We start from the raw sequence: 21,383 nt of genomic DNA on the forward strand, positions 1-21,383 counted from the left end.
AGGAAAAAAAAGATGGCAAACCGCATTCTAATCGTAGACGACGCAGCTTTTATGCGCATGATGATCCGAGACATTTTATCCAAGAACGGCTACGAAGTCGTCGGAGAAGCGCAAGATGGCGCGCAGGCGGTGGAGAAATTCAAGGAACTGAAGCCAGACTTGATTACGATGGACATTACGATGCCGGAAATGGACGGTATCTCTGCATTGAAGGAAATTAAAAAGCTGGATGCTAATGCGAAGGTTATTATGTGTTCGGCAATGGGGCAGCAAGCGATGGTTATTGACGCCATTCAAGCGGGTGCGAAAGATTTCATCGTGAAACCTTTCCAAGCAGACCGCGTTATCGAAGCGATTAAGAAAACGCTCGGCTAACGGTTTACCGGTATGCTAATTAGGGGAATAAGCGCAAAATTATCCATGCTCTCGGCAGCAGGCATCGCGGTTTGGCCTGCATACGCAGCGGCAAGCGAATTGAATGGGGACAGCGGGAAACCGGCTTTCTCCGATTCAGGCAATTTGACCGGCAGCATGATTTGGGTCGTTATATCTTTATTTCTAGTTATCGGCTTAATAGTCGTTGTTATGAAGTTTTTGTCCCAGAAGAGCCGGGTGTGGGGCACGAATCGTTCGCTTCGTTCGCTCGGAGGCGTTGCACTGGGACAAAACAACTCCCTTCAGGTCGTTGAGCTTGCAGGCCGGCTTTACATCGTCGGAGTTGGCGAGAACGTTACGCTGCTAGACAAAGTAGAGTCTGGTGAACAGGCGCAGCAAATTATCGCCGCGCTTGAGCGTCAATCTTCCGGCAGTTGGTCCGGCGGTTCGGTGTCGGAGGTTCTCAGCCGATTCCGCAAGCGCGGTACGGAAGCAGAGTCCCCGGAAGGACAATGGAATACCGACTCTACGTCTTTCCAGGCGATGCTGAACGACAAACTGAATCGTCAAGCGGACCGTAAACAGCAGTTGGAGTCGTTGCTTAAAGACGATAAACCTAATGAACGGTTGATGGATGACAATGAAAAATAAATGGTGGATATCGATCGTCGCCGTACAGCTTGCCGCGATGCTGCTTCAACCGCATGCATTCGCGGAGCCGCTGCCCAATGTCGAGATCAATTTTGGCAACGGAGGAGAACAACCGGGAACGAGCGCATTATCGATATTGCTTCTAATAACAGTATTGAGTGTAGCCCCGGCTATTCTCGTTCTGATGACCAGCTTTACGAGAATCGTAATTGTCCTCGGCTTTGTCCGGACTTCGCTCGGCACGCAGCAAATGCCGCCGAACCAAGTGTTGATCGGCCTGGCGATGTTTCTTACCTTCTTTATTATGGCGCCAACTCTATCGCAAGTGAATGAAGTAGCCCTTCAGCCCTATCTCAAGGGTGAAGTGTCGCAGACACAAGCACTGGAGGCGGCCGCAGTTCCGATGAAGAAGTTTATGTTCTCCCATACGCGAGAGAAAGATCTGCTGCTATTCATGAATTACACCAAGGCGGAGAAGCCGGAATCATTCGAGGATATTCCGATAACGGTACTCGTTCCCGCGTATGCGATCAGCGAGCTGAAAACCGCTTTTCAAATGGGGTTTATGATCTTTATTCCATTCCTTGTCATCGACATGATCGTTGCCAGCACATTAATGGCGATGGGGATGATGATGCTGCCGCCAGTCATGATTTCACTTCCGTTCAAGCTGCTCTTATTCGTGCTTGTGGATGGGTGGTACTTAATCGTCAAATCGCTGCTGCTCAGCTTCAATCCATGACGAAGACGGGAGGAACATGCCATGAGTGCTGATTTCATTATCGGTTTGGCGGGACAAGCCCTTTATACGATTTTGAAAGCCAGCGCACCAATGCTTGTGATTGCACTAGTCGTCGGATTGATCGTCAGTGTCTTTCAAGCGACTACGCAAATTCAGGAGCAGACGTTAGCCTTTGTGCCCAAAATCGTAGCGGTTTTTTATCCATTATTGTATTTGGTCCCTGGATCTTAAATACGATCGTCGATTTCACTTACAATCTGCTGAATAATTTATATAAATACATCGGATAGGCTGTGAATCGAAGAGATGGATCTGTTCGTGCAAAGCTTTCCTATTTTTTTGTTAATCTTTTGTCGAATTACGGCTTTTTTCGTCGTCGCACCGCTGGTTTTCCATGAAAGGTGTGCCGAGTGCTTTTAAGATTGGTCTAGGCTTCTTTATTTCTTTTATCGTCTTTCTGACATATGGGATGAAGCAGACTGTCGTACCAGATGCGCAATATATTTTATTTATTTTCAGAGAGGTATTGGTAGGACTTCTCATAGGATACATAGTTTATCTGTTCTTTACCGTTGTACAGACGGCAGGTGCGCTCATGGATCTTCAGATTGGTTTTGCGATGGCAAACGTCGTCGATCCCATGACAGGAACATCCGCGCCGCTGCTCGGCAATTTCAAGTATATGCTGCTCATTATGATTTTTCTGATAATGAACGGCCATCATTACCTGCTAACGGCATTGATGGACAGCTATCAATGGATACCGCTGGACAACGAGCTGTTTGGCAGGCTATATGAAGGCAGCATTACGGAATTTCTAACTAAGGCGGTAGGGCATACATTCATGCTTGCGCTTCAAATTGCTGCCCCGCTTACCGTATCTATGTTCTTGACGGATGCTGGTCTTGGCTTTCTAGCGAAGACAGCACCGCAATATAACGTATTTGTTATCGGGATACCGCTCAAAATTATTATTGGTTTGTTTGTTTTGATCCTGCTCATGCCTGGGATGGCGGTTTTATTCGATAAGCTGTTCGCAATTCTATTCGACAACCTGGAGCAGTTGTTTGGCATCGTACAGCAAGCCGAAGGCCAATAAGGAGGCTGCAGCCGTGCGAACGTACCGCTTGAAGCTCGACTTGCAGCTATTCAGCCAAGAAAAGACGGAAAAGGCGACGCCGAAAAAGACGCAGGACGCAAGAAAGAAGGGGCAGGTATCCAAATCGGCTGAGCTGCCCAGCTCTTTCATTCTGTTGTTCGTGTTCGCGGGATTCGCCATGATTGGCGGTTATTTCAAAGAGCGTATCATGGTTATGTTCGAGCATTTATTCAATGACCAGCTGACAATGGAGTTGTCAGAAGGAAATGTTCGTATTCTGTTCAAGGAACTGACGCTCGACTTGATTTTGATTCTGGCTCCTATTTTTGCGATAGCCGTTATCGTCGCAATAGTCGGAAATGTATTGCAGTTTGGCTTTCTATTGACGGGTGACCCGCTGAAGCCAAAGTTCAGCAAGCTGAATCCTTATAACGGGTTTAAACAAATTTTTTCTGCAAGATCATTGGTTGAGTTTGCGAAGAGCATTACGAAATTGCTCATTATCGGACTTCTCGTCTATCAGACGATTGCGGGGCAATGGAATCGTATTCTATTACTGCCGCATTTATCGATTGAACAAATTTTTAATTTTGCAGCCGGACTGACGGTTAATCTCGGTATTAAGATTGGCGCCGTTCTAGTTGTAGTGGCTTTGCTCGATTATATGTATCAGCGATACGAGCACGCCAAAAACTTGCGGATGTCCAAGCAAGACATTAAAGACGAACACAAAAAAGTAGAGGGCGATCCCTTAATTAAAGGCAAAATTCGCGAGAGGCAGCGCCGGATGGCGATGCAGCGGATGATGCAGGAGGTTCCGAAGGCGGATGTCGTCATTACGAACCCGACGCACTTTGCCATTGCTCTGCAGTACGACGCTACTAAGATGGAAGCGCCGCTCATTATCGCCAAAGGGATGGACCATATCGCGCTTAAAATCCGAGAGGTTGCGAAGGAGCATGGCGTCATAACGATGGAAAATAAGCCGCTGGCCAGAGCGCTGTACGAACGGGCAGACATCGGAGATTCCATACCTGCGGACCTGTTCCAGGCTGTGGCGGAAGTGCTTGCGCACGTATATAAGTTGAAAGGCCGAGTAAATCATCAAAACCGAAAGGGATGAGGCAGCATCATGAAACTAAAAGATCTTGTTATTCTGGTCGGGATCATCGGCATCGTACTCATGATGGTAATCCCAATCCCTACTCCCTTGCTGGACATATTGCTCATTCTGAATATATCCATCGCGCTCATGATTCTGCTCATCGCCATGAATACGAAGGAAGCGCTGGACTTTTCCATATTTCCAGCCATCCTGCTCGTAACGACGTTATTCAGGCTAGCCCTGAACGTGTCGACGACCCGGAATATTTTGGCGCATGCCCATGCTGGTAAAGTCGTTGAGACTTTCGGCAGTTGGGTTGGAGGCGGGCAAGTCGCCATCGGATTTATCGTGTTCCTTATTCTCGTCGTTGTTCAGTTTATTGTCATTACAAAAGGCTCGGAGCGGGTAGCGGAGGTTGCAGCCCGGTTTACGCTCGATGCGATGCCTGGTAAACAGATGAGTATCGACGCAGATTTGAATGCGGGACTTATCAATGAGCAGCAAGCGCGTGAGCGCCGTTCTAAAATCGAGCGCGAGGCAGACTTCTACGGCTCGATGGACGGCGCCAGCAAGTTCGTTAAAGGCGATGCAATCGCTTCGATTATTATCCTCCTGATCAATTTGATCGGCGGCTTTGTAATCGGTATGGTCGTACATAAATATGATTTCATGGAATCATTGTCTACTTATTCAATCCTGACCATCGGTGACGGTCTCGTTAGCCAAATACCGGCACTGCTTATTTCTACAGCAGCGGGCCTGATCGTAACAAGAGCAGCTTCCGACGGCAATTTGGCCGATGATGTTACAGCCCAGCTCTTCAAGTATCCGAAGCTGCTGTATGTCGTTGCAGGTACGATTGCCTTACTTGGTTTATTTACGCCGATCGGTCTTATTCGTACCCTGCCATTCTCGCTGCTTATGGCTTATGGAGGCTGGAAAATGCAGCAGTCCATATCGAAGAGGCAAGAGCAGGACGAGCTTCTCGTCGAAGAACAGCAAATCGAGGAAGTGCGCAGTCCGGAGAGCGTCATCAGTCTGCTGCAAGTGGATCCCATCGAATTCGAGTTTGGCTACGGCCTAATTCCGCTGGCAGATACGCAGCAAGGCGGCGATTTGCTGGACCGCATCATTATGATAAGAAGACAATGCGCATTGGAGCTTGGGCTTGTTGTACCAGTCATTCGAATCCGGGACAACATTCAGCTTAAGCCAAATGAATATATCATTAAAATTAAAGGCAACACGGTCGCTCGAGGTGAATTGCTGCTCAATCATTATCTGGCGATGAGCCCGGGCTTCGAGGACGACTCCGTAATCGGCATCGAAACGACAGAACCTGCATTTGGTTTGCCAGCCATCTGGATCGACGAACCGATGAAAGAGCGGGCAGAGCTCTCCGGCTACACGGTTGTAGATCCGCCATCGGTCGTTGCAACACATTTGACCGAAATTATTAAGCGCCATGCACATGAGCTGATCGGACGTCAGGAGACGAAAGCGCTTGTGGATAACGTGAGAGAAACATACCCTGCACTTATCGACGAATTGATTCCTTCTATTCTATCGATTGGCGAGCTGCAAAAAGTGCTGGCAAAGCTGCTACGAGAGAAAGTTTCAATTCGCGATCTCGTTACGATCTTCGAATCATTGGCCGATCAGGGCAATTATACGAAGGATCCCGATATTCTGACCGAGTATGTGAGACAAGCGTTATCTCGTCAAATTACGCAGCAGTTTTCTTCCACCGGCGATACCCTGAAAGTCATTACTGTCGGGCCGGCGCTTGAGAAAAAAATTGCCGAATCGGTCCAACAATCCGATCAAGGCAGCTATATTGCATTAGATCCGATTGCTACGCAGCAAATTTACAGCAAACTGAATGAACAGGTTACGAGACAAATTCAGTCCGGACAACAGCCGGTTGTGTTGACCTCTCCGACAATTCGCATGTATTTGCGTCAAATCGTGGAACGCACGATGCAGGATGTGCCGGTTCTTTCCTACAGCGAGCTTGAACCGAATATTGAAGTTCAAAGCGTAGGGGTGGTGAACTTATGAGAGTGAAACGGTATGTCGTCAATGATCTGCCAGAAGCGCTGCCGATGATTCGGAGTGAGCTTGGCAAAGACGCCGTCATTCTAAATACGAAGGAAGTACGCATTGGCGGATTTATGGGGATGTTCCGCAAAAAGCGGATGGAGGTTATCGCGGCGATTGAGAGCAATGCGCCGCCTCCGAAGCCGCAATCGCCAGGCAAGCAAGCAGCCGATTTCGAGGCTGTTATGACAGCCATTAATGAAACGGTGCAGAAGCGTTCGGCAGCTGCCGCAGCATCAGCAAAGCCAGCATATAGCGAAAGTCAGGCTGCTGCTGCGGCAACCGCGGTGTTGGAGCCGCAGCAGCCTCCGTCTCAAGCTTTAAGCCGAATCAATGACGAGCTGCTGGATGAAATTCGCGTCATCAAGCAGTCACTTCTGCAGCTGTCGGTTCGTAAGCCAGGCCAGGACATGCCGGCAGCGCTTGAAGCTCTTTATGAACGTCTGGTTGATCAAGAGGTAGAGCCCGAGCTTATTAGACGATTGTTGGATGAAGTGGAGCAAAGGCTTTATGCCCAGCAGACTCCGTTGGCAGTGCAGAGCGTTTGGGAGGCTGCCGGGCGAATTATTACCGATTGGATGGCGCCCATGTCTAGCGGCCAGATCAGCGAAGAGGCGAGAATCATCCATTTTGTCGGTCCGACAGGCGTCGGGAAAACGACGACAATTGCCAAGCTGGCAGCAGAGCAGACGATTAAGCGGGGACGGCAGGTCGGATTCATCACGTCCGATACGTATCGGATAGCGGCAGTCGATCAGCTGCGAACGTACGCTAACATTTTGAATGTGCCGATAGAAGTCGTTTTTTCGCCAATGGACCTGCCTAAAGCCTTCAAGGCGTTAGAGAATCAGGAATTAATCTATATGGATACTGCGGGGCGAAACTTCCGCAATGAACTGCATGTATCGGAAGTTAACAGTCTGCTCCAGACGAATGAAATCAGTGAAACGATACTCGTGCTCAGCTTGACTGGCAAGACGCGTGATATGCTGACTGTCGCGGAGAACTTCTCCAAATACGGCGTCCGCAAAGCGCTATTCACTAAGCTGGATGAGACATCCGTATACGGAGCTATCTTTAATCTGGCGATGAATTACGAGCTGACTCCAACTTACGTTGCCAAAGGCCAGACGGTGCCGGATGACATCGCACCGTTCAGCATCGAAGCCTATGTGAATGAATTGCTGGGGGAGCCAGCCAATGAATGACCAAGCGGAGGCGCTTCGCAACCTGGTGAAGCAGAAGAATGGGCTGGAGGCCACCCGGGGAACGCGAATTATCACCGTTACAAGCGGTAAAGGCGGTGTCGGCAAATCCAACTTTAGTTTGAATTTTGCCATCGCTTTGCAGCGTATGGGGAAAAAAGTTCTCGTGTTCGATGCGGATATCGGAATGGCGAACATCGATGTCTTAATGGGCGTCAGCTCTACCAGCCATCTCTATCATCTGTTCAAGCAAGATAAAACAATTTGGGATATTGTGCAAGAAGGGCCGGCAGGTCTTCATTTCATTGCAGGCGGTTCCGGCTTTAAAGATTTATTGGAGCTGTCGGAGCAAGAGATGAAATGGTTTGCCGGGCAAATTGAGAAGCTCCACGGCATGTATGATGTCATCCTCTTCGATACGGGAGCCGGCCTTTCCAAGGAAACGGTAACGTTTATCGAGGCGGCTCAGGAGACGATCGTCGTGACGACCCCCGAACCGACGTCCATCACGGATGCGTACGCGCTGATCAAAATGGTCAAAGCGAAGGGGATAGACGCGAGCTTTAAACTGATCGTAAACCGTGCTGGAGACAAGAAAGAAGGCAGACAAACCGCCGAGAAGATCACCATGGCGGCTGAACGCTTCTTGCAAGTGGATTTGCAGTCGCTTGGTATGATCGCGGATGATCCAAACGTCTCGAAGGCGGTGAAACGTCAGGTTCCATTTACAATCGCTTTTCCTGGCACAGACGCTTCTAGAGGAGTAGAGGAAATTGCCAAGCGGTTTACAGAGTCAAAGCAAGCGATAACTGGAACTTCGCAGGATGGCGTCAAGGGATTTTTACATAAAATGTTCAGGCTATCACGATAGTCCTTTGAAATGAGGAGGAAGAAGATGGCTCCTTATCGCGTGCTCATTGTAGATGATTCTCCGTTCATGCGTAAAATTTTCAGCGATCTCATCGTGAAAGATCCGCAATTTACAATCGCCGGCACAGCTGCCAATGGCAGAGAGGCGATTGAAGCGATAGAACGCTTAAAGCCGGATGCGGTGACGCTGGATTTGGAAATGCCGGAAATGAACGGAATCGATGCGCTTCAATCCATTATGAAGCTTCATCCGACTCCCGTCATTATGCTTTCTGGCATAAGCGAGGAGAACACAAGAGAGACGATCAAGGCGCTGCAATACGGCGCATTTGACTTTATCCGAAAGCCCTCCGGAGCCTTTTCGAATGACATCATCCAAGTAGGCGAGCTTCTGCTGGAAAAGCTGAGAATCGCAGTGCTGATGAAACGAAGGCTGCCGGGAATCGAGCTGAAGGAGCCGGAGAGACAGGCGCAGCCTGCTAAGAAAACTATCAAAGCTCCAACTGACGATAAAGCTCAAAAATTAGGGGATTCGGTGCCGAATGAACGTAAACCAGGGATACCGGAACGAAAAACAGAGCCTGTACGCAAGACGGTTCAGGAGCGATTGCCAAATCGTTCGGTACCAGCCCCATTACATAAAGATCGGTTAGCTGCTCAAGCGCAGCCCGATATCGTCAAGCCAATTTTGCCGGAACATTCGGCTGCGAAATCCGATCCGTTTCGCCATATCGTGGCAATTGGAACATCAACTGGCGGACCGAGAGCGCTGCATGAAGTGATTTGCTCGTTGCCCGCCCATCTCCCGGCTCCTGTACTCGTTGTACAGCATATGCCGCCGAAATTTACTAAATCGCTTGCCCAGCGGCTGGATAGCTTCAGCGAGCTTCAAGTTGTTGAAGCCTCTCAAGGCGAAAGGCTGCAAGCAGGAGTCGTCTACATCGCTCCTGGCGGCTACCATATGGAGATGGCTCATGATCCATCGGGCTATCATATCAAGCTGACGCAGCAAGCTCCGCGCAATGGGCATCGCCCTTCAGTCGACGTGCTTTTCGAATCGCTGATCCCGTTTTCTTCATTAAAGAGACATGCGGTGATTATGACCGGAATGGGGAGCGATGGCGCGAAGGGCTTGAAGGCGCTGGTAGAAAGCGGAGCGGCAACCGCTATAGCGGAAGCAGAGGAAACCTGCATCGTCTATGGTATGCCAAGAAGTGCAGTGGAGAACGGGGCGGCGAAGACAGTGCTGCCGCTTCAACGCATATCACCAGCTATCGCGCAAGCCGTTTTGAAATCGATCTAAAGAGCTAGAGTCCTAACAGGAGGTGCACCACTATGGATATGAACGCTTATCTGTCGATGTTTATCGATGAGTCCAACGATCACCTGCAAGCCTTGAATGAAAACCTGCTGCAGCTCGAAGGAGCGCCGGAGGATCTTACGATTGTTCAATCGATTTTCCGCTCAGCCCATACATTAAAGGGCATGTCGGCAACGATGGGCTATGAGGATCTTGCATCGTTGACACATGAGATGGAAAACGTGCTGGATTTGGTTCGGAACAGCAAGCTTAAAATGGACAGCTTTATATTTGATACGCTTTTTAAAGGACTTGATGCGCTTGAAGCGATGGTACAGGATATCGTCGGCGGCGGAACAGGCAAAGCAGACGTAACGGCTCTCGTTGCAGTGCTGCAATCTATTTTTAAAGGCGATTATAAATCGAATGCTGCTGTCGCAGCATCTGCACCAGCTGCAGCCGCGCCTGCAGCAAACAAACCGGCTGCAAAAGGATTGCTGGATGAGTTCCAAACCTCGATTCTGCAGCAATCGATCGAAAGCGGTCATTTGGCCTACCACATTACGGTAAGCATTAATGAAGACTGTGTACTCAAGGCAGCACGTGCTTATATGGTATTCGATCTGCTCGAGCGGACAGGCGAAATCGTCAAGTCCGATCCTTCTGTACAAGATTTGGAGCAAGAAAAGTTCGACCGTTCCTTTGTCGTCTTTACGATTTCCAAGCTCGCTCAAGAGGACCTTCAACAGCAGATCACTTCGATTTCCGAAATTGAGACGGCAACGGTAACGCTGCTTGATGAGGAATCACTCCAATTGCTCCATGTTACGGAAGCAGCGCCAGTTCAGGAAGCTGCTCCTGCAGAAACAAAAGCAGAGCCCTCTGCTGATTCCGCCAAAAACGAGGCATCCAGCCAAGTAAGCAGCGCTCGCAGTCAGACAGCTGCCTCAAGCGCTCCAGCGGCTGTATCGCGAACGATCCGTGTCGATATCGACCGTCTTGATACACTAATGAACTTGTTTAGCGAAATGCTGATCGACCGGGTTAGACTGGAGCAGCTAGCAAGCGAAATTAAACGCAGCGACCTGACGGAAACAGTAGAACACATGGCGCGTGTCAGCTCCGATTTGCAAAATATCGTCCTAAAGCTGCGGATGGTACCTGTTGATACGGTATTCAACCGTTTCCCGCGCATGATTCGCGATTTGGCAAAATCGCTCGATAAAAAAATCGATCTGGTCATTACGGGAGCTGACACAGAGCTTGATCGGACAGTTATCGATGAGATCGGAGATCCGCTTGTCCATTTACTGCGTAATTCCGTCGACCATGGCATCGAGACGATCGATAAAAGGATTGCCGCGGGCAAGCCGGAGACGGGAACGATTCACTTGCGGGCATTCCACAGCGGCAACAACGTCTTCATCGAGGTAGAGGAAGACGGCAATGGCATTAATCGCGACCGAGTGCTGCAAATTGCTATTAAAAACGGTGTTGTCACCGAAGCGCAAGCGAAAAGCTTAACGAATGACGAGATTCACATGCTCATCTTCGCTGCCGGTTTTAGTACGGCTGATAAGATCTCGGATATTTCCGGGCGCGGAGTCGGATTGGACGTCGTACGTTCCAAAATTACGTCTCTAGGGGGCAACGTTACTGTAGAGTCAGCGCTGGGCAAAGGAACGAAATTTTCGGTTCAGCTGCCGCTTACGCTGTCCATTATTTCAGCCATGCTGATTAAGCTGGGCTCGGAAAAATATGCGATTCCGTTATCGTCTATTGTGGAGACAGCGATTATTAAACGGGAGCAAGTGCTAGAGGTTCATGGCAATAAAATGATCGAATTCCGCAATTCGGTTATTCCATTAATTTCTCTCAGCCGGGTGTTGGAGTCTCCAGACTACAGCGAGCGGGACGAAGCAGAGACCGAAATCGTCGTTATCCGTAAAGGCGACAAGTGGGCGGCCATCACTGTCGATGAATTTATTGGCCAAAGCGAGATTGTATTGAAATCGCTTGGCAAATATTTGACCAATATCGAAGCCGTTTCAGGCGCTACCATCCTTGGTGATGGTCAAGTCGCGCTCATTATTGATCCTAATGCACTCATTAAATAAGGAGGTTTCACGATGGGAGAAGAATTGAAAGTCATAGTATTTGGTCTGGGACACGAGGAATACGGCATCGAGGTTGACAAGGTACGGACCATTGAGCGGTTGTCTCCAATTACGCGCGTTCCGAAAACGCCAAGCTTCATTAAAGGTGTAATCAATTTGCGCGGCATCGTCGTTCCGGTTATTGATCTTCGCGGCAGGTTCGGACTTGGCGAGACGGAGCCGACGGAAAATTCCCGGATTATTGTCGTCGCAGCTGGTGAGCTCGAGGTAGGCTTTATCGTTGACGCAGCGAATGACGTTATCGATATCGATACGGATACGATTGATTCTCCGCCGGAAATCGTTGGCGGCATTAAAGCGAAATATTTGCGGGGAATTGCTAGACTTGGCGACAGCAGACTGCTTATTATGCTCAATCTGTCTGAGGTGCTGAACAAAAATGAAATTATTCAACTTGAACAGCTAGAGGTGTAAGGTGAGTTTATTCAGCCGTTTTGAAGCTTTTGAATTAGATGTGCTGAAGGAAGTTGGCAATATTGGAGCCGGCAATGCCGCAACTGCGCTGTCTAGATTACTGGACAAGCCGGTTGATATGGCGGTTCCAAAAGTCAGCTTGCTGCCCTTCGAGGAAGTTGCGGAACGCGTTGGCGGTTCCGAGCAGGTCGTCATAGCGGTCTTCCTTCGCGTTGAGGGGGAAGCGCCCGGCAATATGTTTTTCATTATTCAGGAGCAATCGGCAAAGTCGCTGTTGAACCAGCTGCTTTCCTTGAGGCCTGAAGAAATAGAAGAAGGATATTCGGAAATGGAGATGTCCGCGCTCTGCGAAATCGGCAATATACTCGCCGGCTCCTATCTTTCTTCGCTCGCTGATTTCACCCATTTGACGATGGCGCCATCGGTGCCGTCCGTTGCTCTCGATATGGCCGGTGCTATATTAAGCTATGGCTTGGTCCAATACGGGGAGATGGGCGATTCTGCTTTGTTAATCGAAACGACGTTTTTGGAAGACCGGCAGGAACTCGAAGGCCATTTCTTTCTCATACCCGACCCCGAATCTTTTAATAAAATATTTAAAGCTTTGGGAGTAACTGCCGAATGATAGAGCAAAATTTGGTCAAGGTCGGCATGGCGGATTTGAATATCGCCACGGACGGGGCAGTTCTTCGAACGACGGGTCTAGGCTCCTGTGTCGGGTTAACGCTATATGATCCTGTTTCGAAGGTTGCCGGAATGGCGCATGTGATGCTTCCTTCATCGGAAATTGCACGCGAATCTGCCATTAACGTTGCCAAATATGCCGATACTGCCATTCCAGAGCTAATCGGCCGGATGAAAGATGCCGGTGCGAATATGCGGCGCGCCATTGCAAAGATGGCGGGAGGAGCGCAAATGTTTGCGTTCAGCGGACAGTCCGATTCCATGAGAATTGGTCCGCGCAACGTGGAGTCCTGTCTACACATGCTGGCGAAGAACATGATTACGGTTATCGCTCAGGATGTCGGCGGCAATTATGGACGTACGATTGAAATTGACAGCAGCACCGGTATTTTACTGATAAAAAGCGTACAGCTTGGTACAAAGGAGATTTGAGCACGAATGATCGGAACCTGGCGATGGAATATAGTGATGGGACTTGTCGGAGCGGCGCTGACGATGCTTTTCTCGATTGGCAAAAACCCGCTGGATGTCATGCTTCTGCGCAGCTTATACGCTTTCATCGCCTTTGTCGTTCTTGCGTTTATTCTAAGGGCGGCTATTTCTATCATCCTGCAGCCCCCGGCGATGAATGCCGGATCTGAGCTCGCTCAGGCTGCAAACGAAGAAGGCAAAGGAACGGCGCTCGATTTGTATACACCGGATGAGGGCGATGATATCAATCAGCTGTTGAAGGCTCAACTAGAAGAGGGGAGCCGGCCGGCAGCGGAGAGAACGGAAAAATTTGATCAAGAGCAACAGCAGGCAGCGGAGCAATTCCGTCCGCTGAATCCTCCGCAGCTGGTATCGACGGAGAATAAGGATCCCGAACAATTAGTAAAAGCAATACGTCACCTGACGGGAGGTTGAGGCGATGATTGCGTCAGTGAACATCGAGATGTGGCAAGCATGGAAGGACGAAGGCGATCTTGAGGCGAAGAAACGGTTGATCGAGCAATATTTGCCGCTCGTCGACTACGTCACGAACCGCATGGCGATAGGTTTGCCGAAAAACGTTTCCCGCGACGATCTTGCCAGCAATGGCGTAATGGGCCTCATAGATGCGATTGAAAAATTCGATTACAGCCGCGGCCTGCAGTTTGAAACTTATGCCTCGTGGCGTATACGAGGCGCAATTATTGACGGTCTTCGCCAAGGAGACTGGGTACCTCGTTCCATTCGCGAGAAGGCTAAGAGAGTGGAAGAGGCCTATCAAAAGCTGGAGCAGCAATATTTGCGTTCCGTGACAGATACCGAGATAAGCAATTATTTGGAAATTAGTGAGAAAGAGTTTACAACGATGCTCCACGAAATTGCAATCACGACTGTATGCTCGCTGGAGGACCCGATTCGGGAGGAAGAAACGGAGACGAGGATGAGCCTGCTCGTTGACGAGAGGGTGAAAAATCCCGACCATAAGGTTCACGAATTTTTCTTGAAGGAATCCCTTGTAAGCGGGATCGAGAAGCTGACGGAAAAAGAGCGTACCGTCGTGTCTCTATTTTATTACGATGAGCTTTCATTAAGCGAGATTGCTGAAGTGATGTCGCTATCACCATCGCGAATTTCCCAGCTCCACTCTAAGGCGATTTTGCGGCTTCGTGGAGCGTTGGCTAAGCATAAAGATCAATTAACACAGCACTAGAAAGGGGGTATAAAGGTGGACGATCAACTACTAGATTCGTTCCTGCGCATTCAAACATCTGCCGATAAGCTGTCTGCCTTTTTAATATTTAATCGGATTACGGATGAGTTTGATTGCACGCCTAATCAGCTGGAACGATTCTTAATTAGCAAAGGCATTACGAGCGGGATCCGAACTGAACTTCTTACGGAGATATGCAATAACGTGCTGGCCTATTGCAAGGAGCAGACGCTCGTCGCCGTAGGGCAGCAGGCAACGACAGGCAAAGACGGCTATATCCGGTTCATTTATGACATGAAGGAGCGGGATCAGCGCCCGGCAGAGCTTGAAGACGGTACGGTGGACTTCAAGGAGGTCAAACAGCTGAAGAATGTCCAGCGCGGCCAGCTTATTGCCGAGCGGGTTGAAGCGGAGTACGGGATGCCTGGGAAAATGGTTACCGGGGAAACGATCGCTGCCAAGCTTGGCAAGCAAGCGAGGTTTAAACCAGGGAAGAATGTCGTCGTTAGCGGCGAGCAGACCGCGATGTATGCTACGATCGACGGTCTTATTACGTTAACGGACAAAGAAAAAATTAACGTCTTCCCGGTATACGAGGTTAATGGGGATGTCGATTACAAAACGGGCAATATCGATTTCATAGGCACGGTCGTCATTCGCGGCAATGTGCTAAGCGGCTTCAAGATCAAAGCAGCCGGTGATATTCGGATTATCGGCGGCGTAGAAGGCGCGGAACTGGAATCGGAAGGCTCCATTGAAATTATCGGCGGCATCATGGCCGGTAATAAAGGCCATGTGAGAGCGAATAAGAACATTAAAAGCTCCTTTATCCAAGACGGCAATGTAAGTGCAGGAGAAGATGTTCTCGTCTCGCAAAGCATTATGCATTCTGCCGTTCGTGCCGGCCGCAGCGTCATATGCTCAGGCTCCAAAGGGCTGATTGTTGGCGGTACGATTCAAGCGGCTGATCTTGTCTCAGCGCGAGTAATCGGCAACACGATGTCCACTGCTACCGCTGTGGAGGTCGGCGTCCGGCCGGAGCAGCGCGCGGAGTTGACTGAGTTGCGCCAAAAGCTTCGGCAAGTTCAGGAAAGTCTGGATAAATCGGAAAAAGCATTAACGATTCTCGACCAGCTTGCAGCATCAGGTCAATTGACAGAAGACAAAATGGCGCTGCGGATTAAGCTAGGGGCGACCAAGCGTGTGTCCATGAGCGAGATCGAGGATATGCGGGATCGCATTCTTGAAATCGAGAAGACGCTGGAAGATACGGATCGGGCAAAGGTTGATGTCAGCCATACGATATACGGCGGGATAAAAATTGTTATTGGCAGATATACCCGCTATCTTAAAGATCCAATCCAACATGTGTCGTTCCGTTACATGGAAGGCGATATTGTCCACGTACCGTTTTTCCCATAACAATACCGCACCAATAAGGAGGACGGGAAATGACGTTCAGACCGATTGATTTGCAGGTTTCTATTCCTAGAACGCCAGAGCTCGGAGGCGTGCAAGGTGCGCTTAACCAACGCCCTGCCATGGAGCAAACCAAGCTTGGGGAGCAGCAAACGCGGCAAGATGAGCTTGCCCGCACCCGAAACGAAGGGCTTGAACATGCGGTTGGCCTCAACATCAGGAAAGACCAGGAGGGCTCCAAAGGCGGAAAACGGGACAAGCAGCGCAACCCTTCTGCAGAGGAAGCCGAGGATGAGAAGCCGATTCATCCGTACAAAGGCCATCGCTTCGATATGAAGCTTTAAGTTATCAACTCGTTAGTTTAGGCAGGTGCAGCAGATGGATACATGGACATATGTCGTATTAGTGGGGGCCGTCGTACTTGTGCTTGCTTTATTGATTCCGAAAGCAAAGCAAGAGCAGTCGAACTCTGGTACAGCGGCAAGTAATATGGAAATTGCGCTGGAACAATTTATGGAGAACACGGAGCTCGACCACAAGGAGCTTGTGCAGCTCGTAACGAAGTTCCGTGAGCAAGGTCAGGCGCAGGCTGAAGCAAAAGAACAGCGCATTGCAGAGCTGGAGAGAAGACTGGATTTACTGGAGAAACAAGCGGGGGATGCAACTGCCTGGTCGAATGCAAGGCCTCAAGATGGGGGCGCGTCAAGCAGCTGAAGCGAGCGTTGTGCAAGCGTTTGCTCCTGCTGCCCAGCCCGCAGCGGAACCAGTACGGCTAGTACAGGAGGCTGATCCGGCTCCAGCAGCAGTGCCAGCGCCGACTACAATTCAGTCGCGTTATGCCGAGTTGTTGGAGCTGTACAGCCAGGGTAAATCGATTGAACTGATCGCGAAAAAGCTCGGAATGAACAAAGGGGAAGTGCAGCTTATTCTGCAGCTGGCGAAGCAGGAGGAGGGCGCTCGTGCTTAAAAACCGTATGTTTTTGACAGGGCTTGGCATTGGCATCATCGTTGGCGCGCTTTTGCTTCAGCTGCTGCAGATCGGGGAGCAGAGTCAGGCGAAGCTGGGAGAGAGTCTGTTCGCAGGCGATGAGAAGCAATTCTCCCAGAAGGAGCTGGATGCCGCTGTTGCTGCTGCCGTCGAAGAGCAGGCGGCAGATAAGCCTGTCGTTAGCAGCCCCGCTGCAGGCACCGAGGCTACGATTGCACCTTCTGCAACACCTGTAGCGTCGGCTGAGCCGGAGAAAAAGCCGGAAAGCACTGTGAAGCCTGAGCAGACGGAAGAACCGGAGGCTCCGGTTCAAGAGCTTGTGCTTCAGATTAAGGGCGGCATGAATTTGACAGGGACAGCCAAGCTGCTGGCCGACAACGGTCTGATCGAGGATGAAGCGGCGTTTATCGCGGCCATGAAACGATCTAAGAAGCCCACCGTCCGCGCCGGTTATTTTTTGTTTAAAGGCAAGCCCCAGCTGAAAGAGGTCGTCTCGATCATTAAGAGCGAACCTTTGACAAAAGAAGAACGTGCTGCACTGAAAGCAAAAGGCATCGAATAATTGCTGAAAAATAGCGAAATGGATAATTGAATCACAAAGTTTGTTGCACCGTGCATACGAATATGGTATATTAATGGACGGTGTTAAAAACACACGCCGATTAATTTCGCTAACGGTGCTTCCGGCTGCCGGAAGTTTTAGCGAAAGATGATATTGGCGGCGGAGCACTACACAACAAAACCACTATAGGAGGTGTTGGAGAAATGGCGGTTATTTCCATGAAACAGCTTCTCGAAGCTGGGGTACACTTCGGTCACCAGACTCGTCGCTGGAACCCTAAGATGGATCGTTATATCTTCACCGAAAGAAACGGAATTTACATCATCGACTTGCAAAAAACAGTGAAAAAAGTTGAGGAAGCTTACAACTTTGTTCGCTCGATCGCAGCTGAAGGTGGCACTATGCTGTTCGTCGGCACGAAAAAACAAGCTCAAGATTCTGTTAAAGAAGAAGCTGAGCGTTGCGGCAACTTCTACATCAACCAACGTTGGTTGGGTGGAACGCTGACTAACTTCCAAACGATTCAAAAGCGTATCGATCGTCTTCGCACGCTGGAGAAATGGTCGGAGGACGGAACTTTCGAAGTTCTTCCAAAGAAAGAAGTTATCATCCTTAACAAAGAAAAAGACCGTTTGGAAAAATTCCTCGGCGGCATTAAAGGCATGAAACGCCTGCCAAGCGCTTTGTTCATCATCGACCCGCGCAAAGAGCGCATCGCTGTTGCTGAAGCTCGCAAACTTGGTATTCCAATCGTAGGTATCGTTGATACGAACTGCGATCCAGACGAAATCGATTATGTCATTCCAGGCAATGACGACGCGATTCGCGCGGTGAAATTGCTTACGTCCAAAATGGCTGACGCTATTGTTGAAGCTAACCAAGGCGAGCAAACAACTGCTTAATCTTCATTACGCTTGCTAGTTCAACAAAGGGTGGTCAGAAGGTGAAAGCCTCTCACCGCCCTTTTTTTGAAATATAAGAGTTTATAGGTTCTCGATATAAATTTGCTTTTATTTCACCGCGAAACTTTGGCTTCGCCACTAAGAACGGCGGAGCTGTTTCTGCTTGACCGGATGATTAAATAACAACGAACATTATCAGGAGGGCTAAATATGGCAGTTAGTGCTAGCGCAGTAAAAGAACTTCGTGAAAGAACCGGAGCAGGAATGCTCGATTGTAAGAAAGCTCTGGACGAAACAAACGGCGATGTAACGAAAGCAATCGAATTGCTTCGTGAGAAAGGCCTTTCCGCAGCAGCTAACAAAGCTGGCCGTATCGCAACAGAAGGCGTAGTTGAATCCTACATCCATGCAGGCGGCCGTATCGGCGTTCTGGTTGAAATCAACTGCGAAACTGACTTCGTAGCGAAAACAGAACAATTCCGTTCGTTTGCTAAAGATATCGCGATGCACATCGCAGCTTCGAACCCTAAATTTGTTCGCCGTGAAGAAGTACCTTCCGACGAGCTCGAGAAAGAACGCGAAATTCTTCGCGCACAAGCTTTGAACGAAGGCAAGCCTGAGAAAATCGTTGACAAAATGGTTGAAGGCCGCATTTCGAAATACTATGAAGAGTATTGCTTGCTTGAGCAATCCTTCGTTAAAGATCCGGACAAAACAATCTCCGCATTGCTGAATGAAAAAGTAAGCGCAATCGGCGAAAACATTTCGATCCGTCGTTTCGTTCGTTATGAACTAGGCGAAGGCTTGGAGAAAAAAGTAGATAACTTTGTTGAAGAAGTTATGGCTCAAGCAAAACTGTAATCCGAACGCACAGGCGGGGCGGGGCGTCCGCCCCGCCTGCTTTTTATATGGAAGCCTTTTTACAGCAGCAAAGTCAATCAGTCAATGGTGCAACAAAATAGCAGTACAATGATGGAGGTAGTGACGTTGGGACAGCCAGTGTTTAAAAGAATCGTATTGAAGGTCAGCGGAGAATCGCTGTCCGGGAATCATGGCTACGGCATCGAAGCCTCTGTAATATCGGAAATTGCCGAACAAGTGAAAGAAGTTATTGCGCTTGGCGTAGAAGTTGCAATCGTTGTTGGCGGCGGCAACATCTGGCGCGGAATTGCGGGAACGGAAAAAGGGATCGATCGTGCGACTGCCGATTATATGGGCATGCTGGCAACGGTGATGAACTCTCTGGCGCTGCAAGACGCTTTGGAGCAAATCGAAGTGCCAACTCGTGTACAAACGTCGATCGCGATGCAGCAAATTGCTGAACCGTATATTCGCCGCCGGGCGATTCGCCACTTGGAGAAGGGCCGCGTAGTCATTTTCGCTGCAGGAACAGGCAATCCGTTCTTCTCGACGGATACAACCGCAGCGCTCCGTGCAGCTGAAATCGAAGCAGAAGTCATTCTGATGGCGAAAAACAAAGTGGACGGCGTATATTCCGCCGATCCGTTCAAAGATTCGTCCGCAGAGAAATATGATGAGCTTACGTACATGGACGTGATAAGCAAAAACCTGGGTGTTATGGATTCAACCGCATCCTCGCTTTGCATGGACAACAATATTCCGCTGGTCGTGTTCGCGATTACCGAAAAAGGGAATATTAAGAAAGTTGTGCTCGGCGAGAAAATCGGAACCATTGTGAGAGGGAGTGCAAAATAATGCCTCAAGCTGTTAAGAAAAACGCTGAAGAGCGGATGGAAAAAGCGATCGGCGCATTAAAGCGCGACTTGGCTACTTTGCGCGCAGGCCGTGCAACGCCTGCTCTGCTTGATCGTGTTCAAGTTGAATACTACGGCGCAATGACGCCTGTATCCCAATTGGCTAATGTCAATACACCGGATTCCCGCACGCTGTTCATCCAGCCATGGGATAAAACATCGATCAGCGCGATTGAGAAAGCGATTATGAAATCCGATCTGGGCTTGACGCCTTCGAATGATGGCGCAGCTATCCGGATTACAATTCCGCCGCTTACAGAAGAGCGCCGCGCGGATTTGGTGAAAATGACGAAGAGATTCGGCGAGGAAGCTAAGGTAGCAATCCGCAATATTCGCCGCGATGCGAATGATGATGTGAAAAAGATGGAGAAAACGGACATTTCCGAAGATGAATCCCGCCGCCATCAAGAAGATATTCAAAAGGCGACTGACCGTTTTATCGCTGAAGTAGATAAAGTACTTGTCGTTAAAGAGAAGGAAATCATGGAAGTTTAATTGCGCTTCGAGTCCCTTCTGCAAGAAGGGGTTTGCAATTCCGGGTGGGAGGAACGTAGATGATCAGTCGACTTTGGGCCAAACTAGGCAAATCGTCCCCAAAGGCTGAGATGCCTCAGCTAGATAAAGTGCCTGATCATGTCGCCATCATTATGGACGGCAACGGGCGCTGGGCCAAAGATCGCGGATTACCGCGTATTGCGGGTCATCATACCGGTATGAAGGCGGTCAAACGCGTCGTGAGGGAAGCCGATCGGCTCGGCGTCCAGTATTTGACGCTGTATGCTTTTTCGACGGAAAACTGGAAGCGTCCGAAGGACGAGGTTGATTTTCTGATGCGGCTGCCCCAGCAGTTTTTGGAGATCGAGCTGGAGGAACTTATTGAGAACAACGTTCAAGTCCGAATGATGGGGATCAAATCCGATTTGCCTTCTTACACGATTGACGCGCTGGAGGAAGCGATGGAACGGACGGCCAACAATACCGGCCTCGTCCTTAATTTTGCGCTTAACTACGGCAGTCGCAAGGAAATGATCGATGCGATCCAGGCGATAGCCGGAGACGTGGCTGATGGTCGTTTGACGCCGGATCAGATTGACGAGCAATTGATGTCCGCGCGTTTGTTGAGCCGCGACATCCCCGATCCGGACCTGCTGATTCGAACGAGCGGCGAACTGCGGCTCAGCAATTTCATGCTTTGGCAGCTTGCTTACAGCGAGCTGTGGTTTACCGATGTATATTGGCCGGAGTTCAACGAGGCTCATTTTCAAGAAGCGGTGCTGCAGTATCAGAGCCGCAAGCGGCGATTCGGCGGCTTGTAAGCTTCCATAACGGAGAGT

The 21,383-nt window shown here is 49.6% G+C and carries 24 protein-coding genes and 2 pseudogenes; all 26 read left to right on the plus strand.

The annotated features are described in order from the left end of the window. Positions 1-12 precede the first annotated feature (12 nt). The 26 genes and pseudogenes from TY10_RS03100 to TY10_RS03225 all read left to right on the plus strand — a co-directional run bounded on the left by TY10_RS03100 (position 13) and on the right by TY10_RS03225 (position 21,365). Positions 13-375 (plus strand): response regulator, encoded by a 363-nt coding sequence (locus TY10_RS03100; RefSeq protein ID WP_042160489.1) that lies wholly within the window; start codon positions 13-15, stop codon positions 373-375. A 45-nt stretch (positions 376-420) separates the two neighbouring features. Next, positions 421-1,026 (plus strand): FliO/MopB family protein, encoded by a 606-nt coding sequence (locus TY10_RS03105; RefSeq protein ID WP_052350324.1) that lies wholly within the window; start codon positions 421-423, stop codon positions 1,024-1,026. Positions 1,027-1,063: 37 nt separating this feature from the next. Next, complete coding sequence (gene fliP, locus TY10_RS03110; protein WP_042160557.1) at positions 1,064-1,768, plus strand: flagellar type III secretion system pore protein FliP; 705 nt, start codon at positions 1,064-1,066, stop codon at positions 1,766-1,768. A 21-nt stretch (positions 1,769-1,789) separates the two neighbouring features. After that, positions 1,790-2,058: pseudogene (fliQ, locus tag TY10_RS03115) on the plus strand (flagellar biosynthesis protein FliQ). Between the two features lie 16 nt (positions 2,059-2,074). Beyond that, a pseudogene (gene fliR, locus TY10_RS03120) lies at positions 2,075-2,867 on the plus strand (flagellar biosynthetic protein FliR). A gap of 13 nt (positions 2,868-2,880) precedes the next feature. Further along, positions 2,881-3,990, plus strand: a complete 1,110-nt coding sequence (gene flhB, locus TY10_RS03125) for a flagellar biosynthesis protein FlhB (RefSeq protein ID WP_042160558.1) — start codon at positions 2,881-2,883, stop codon at positions 3,988-3,990. Positions 3,991-3,999: 9 nt separating this feature from the next. Beyond that, positions 4,000-6,033: a flagellar biosynthesis protein FlhA gene (gene flhA, locus TY10_RS03130; RefSeq protein WP_042160490.1), complete on the plus strand. Its 2,034-nt coding sequence runs from the start codon at positions 4,000-4,002 to the stop codon at positions 6,031-6,033. Continuing rightward, positions 6,030-7,280, plus strand: a complete 1,251-nt coding sequence (gene flhF / locus TY10_RS03135; protein WP_042160492.1) for a flagellar biosynthesis GTPase FlhF — start codon at positions 6,030-6,032, stop codon at positions 7,278-7,280. The genes flhA and flhF overlap by 4 nt, the downstream gene beginning before the upstream one ends. Then, positions 7,273-8,148 (plus strand): MinD/ParA family protein, encoded by an 876-nt coding sequence (locus TY10_RS03140; protein ID WP_042160493.1) that lies wholly within the window; start codon positions 7,273-7,275, stop codon positions 8,146-8,148. Before flhF ends, TY10_RS03140 begins: the two co-directional genes overlap by 8 nt. 24 nt (positions 8,149-8,172) lie before the next feature. Next, positions 8,173-9,450, plus strand: coding sequence for a protein-glutamate methylesterase/protein-glutamine glutaminase (locus tag TY10_RS03145; RefSeq protein WP_042160495.1), 1,278 nt, complete (start codon positions 8,173-8,175; stop codon positions 9,448-9,450). A gap of 32 nt (positions 9,451-9,482) precedes the next feature. Continuing rightward, complete coding sequence (locus TY10_RS03150; protein ID WP_042160497.1) at positions 9,483-11,564, plus strand: chemotaxis protein CheA; 2,082 nt, start codon at positions 9,483-9,485, stop codon at positions 11,562-11,564. Positions 11,565-11,576: 12 nt separating this feature from the next. Then, on the plus strand, positions 11,577-12,038 hold the full coding sequence (locus TY10_RS03155; protein ID WP_042160499.1) for a chemotaxis protein CheW: 462 nt from the start codon (positions 11,577-11,579) through the stop codon (positions 12,036-12,038). A 1-nt stretch (position 12,039) separates the two neighbouring features. Continuing rightward, complete coding sequence (locus tag TY10_RS03160) at positions 12,040-12,663, plus strand: chemotaxis protein CheC (RefSeq protein ID WP_042160501.1); 624 nt, start codon at positions 12,040-12,042, stop codon at positions 12,661-12,663. Then, positions 12,660-13,154 carry a chemotaxis protein CheD gene (locus TY10_RS03165; protein WP_042160503.1) on the plus strand — a complete coding sequence of 165 codons (495 nt, stop codon included), beginning with the start codon at positions 12,660-12,662 and terminating at the stop codon, positions 13,152-13,154. Before TY10_RS03160 ends, TY10_RS03165 begins: the two co-directional genes overlap by 4 nt. A gap of 6 nt (positions 13,155-13,160) precedes the next feature. Continuing rightward, positions 13,161-13,628 (plus strand): hypothetical protein, encoded by a 468-nt coding sequence (locus tag TY10_RS03170; RefSeq protein ID WP_042160504.1) that lies wholly within the window; start codon positions 13,161-13,163, stop codon positions 13,626-13,628. A gap of 4 nt (positions 13,629-13,632) precedes the next feature. Further along, positions 13,633-14,403, plus strand: a complete 771-nt coding sequence (locus tag TY10_RS03175; protein WP_042160506.1) for a FliA/WhiG family RNA polymerase sigma factor — start codon at positions 13,633-13,635, stop codon at positions 14,401-14,403. A gap of 15 nt (positions 14,404-14,418) precedes the next feature. Further along, entirely contained in the window at positions 14,419-15,825 is a 1,407-nt protein-coding gene (locus TY10_RS03180; RefSeq protein ID WP_042160508.1) for a DUF342 domain-containing protein, read from the plus strand. 29 nt (positions 15,826-15,854) lie between these two features. Next, the gene (locus TY10_RS03185) at positions 15,855-16,166 is read left to right on the plus strand and encodes a hypothetical protein (RefSeq protein WP_042160510.1); all 312 of its coding nucleotides are present in this window, start codon (positions 15,855-15,857) and stop codon (positions 16,164-16,166) included. Positions 16,167-16,200: 34 nt separating this feature from the next. Continuing rightward, entirely contained in the window at positions 16,201-16,536 is a 336-nt protein-coding gene (locus tag TY10_RS03190; protein WP_042160512.1) for a hypothetical protein, read from the plus strand. Next, positions 16,514-16,789: a DUF6115 domain-containing protein gene (locus TY10_RS03195; protein ID WP_042160514.1), complete on the plus strand. Its 276-nt coding sequence runs from the start codon at positions 16,514-16,516 to the stop codon at positions 16,787-16,789. The genes TY10_RS03190 and TY10_RS03195 overlap by 23 nt, the downstream gene beginning before the upstream one ends. Further along, positions 16,782-17,372, plus strand: coding sequence for an MltG/YceG/YrrL family protein (locus tag TY10_RS03200; RefSeq protein WP_042160515.1), 591 nt, complete (start codon positions 16,782-16,784; stop codon positions 17,370-17,372). The genes TY10_RS03195 and TY10_RS03200 overlap by 8 nt, the downstream gene beginning before the upstream one ends. Before the next feature lie 203 nt (positions 17,373-17,575). After that, a complete protein-coding gene (gene rpsB, locus TY10_RS03205) occupies positions 17,576-18,274 on the plus strand; it encodes a 30S ribosomal protein S2 (RefSeq protein ID WP_042160518.1) in 699 nt (232 codons plus the stop codon). A 210-nt stretch (positions 18,275-18,484) separates the two neighbouring features. Further along, the gene (tsf, locus tag TY10_RS03210) at positions 18,485-19,135 is read left to right on the plus strand and encodes a translation elongation factor Ts (RefSeq protein WP_042160520.1); all 651 of its coding nucleotides are present in this window, start codon (positions 18,485-18,487) and stop codon (positions 19,133-19,135) included. Positions 19,136-19,261: 126 nt separating this feature from the next. Beyond that, the gene (pyrH, locus tag TY10_RS03215) at positions 19,262-19,990 is read left to right on the plus strand and encodes a UMP kinase (protein WP_042160523.1); all 729 of its coding nucleotides are present in this window, start codon (positions 19,262-19,264) and stop codon (positions 19,988-19,990) included. Then, positions 19,990-20,544, plus strand: a complete 555-nt coding sequence (gene frr / locus TY10_RS03220) for a ribosome recycling factor (RefSeq protein WP_042160525.1) — start codon at positions 19,990-19,992, stop codon at positions 20,542-20,544. The genes pyrH and frr overlap by 1 nt, the downstream gene beginning before the upstream one ends. Before the next feature lie 59 nt (positions 20,545-20,603). After that, positions 20,604-21,365 carry an isoprenyl transferase gene (locus TY10_RS03225; RefSeq protein WP_042160527.1) on the plus strand — a complete coding sequence of 254 codons (762 nt, stop codon included), beginning with the start codon at positions 20,604-20,606 and terminating at the stop codon, positions 21,363-21,365. Positions 21,366-21,383 lie beyond the last annotated feature (18 nt).

Origin of the sequence: Paenibacillus gorillae (assembly GCF_000513275.1) — a bacterium.
Taxonomy (GTDB): Bacteria; Bacillota; Bacilli; order Paenibacillales; family Paenibacillaceae; genus Pristimantibacillus; species Pristimantibacillus gorillae.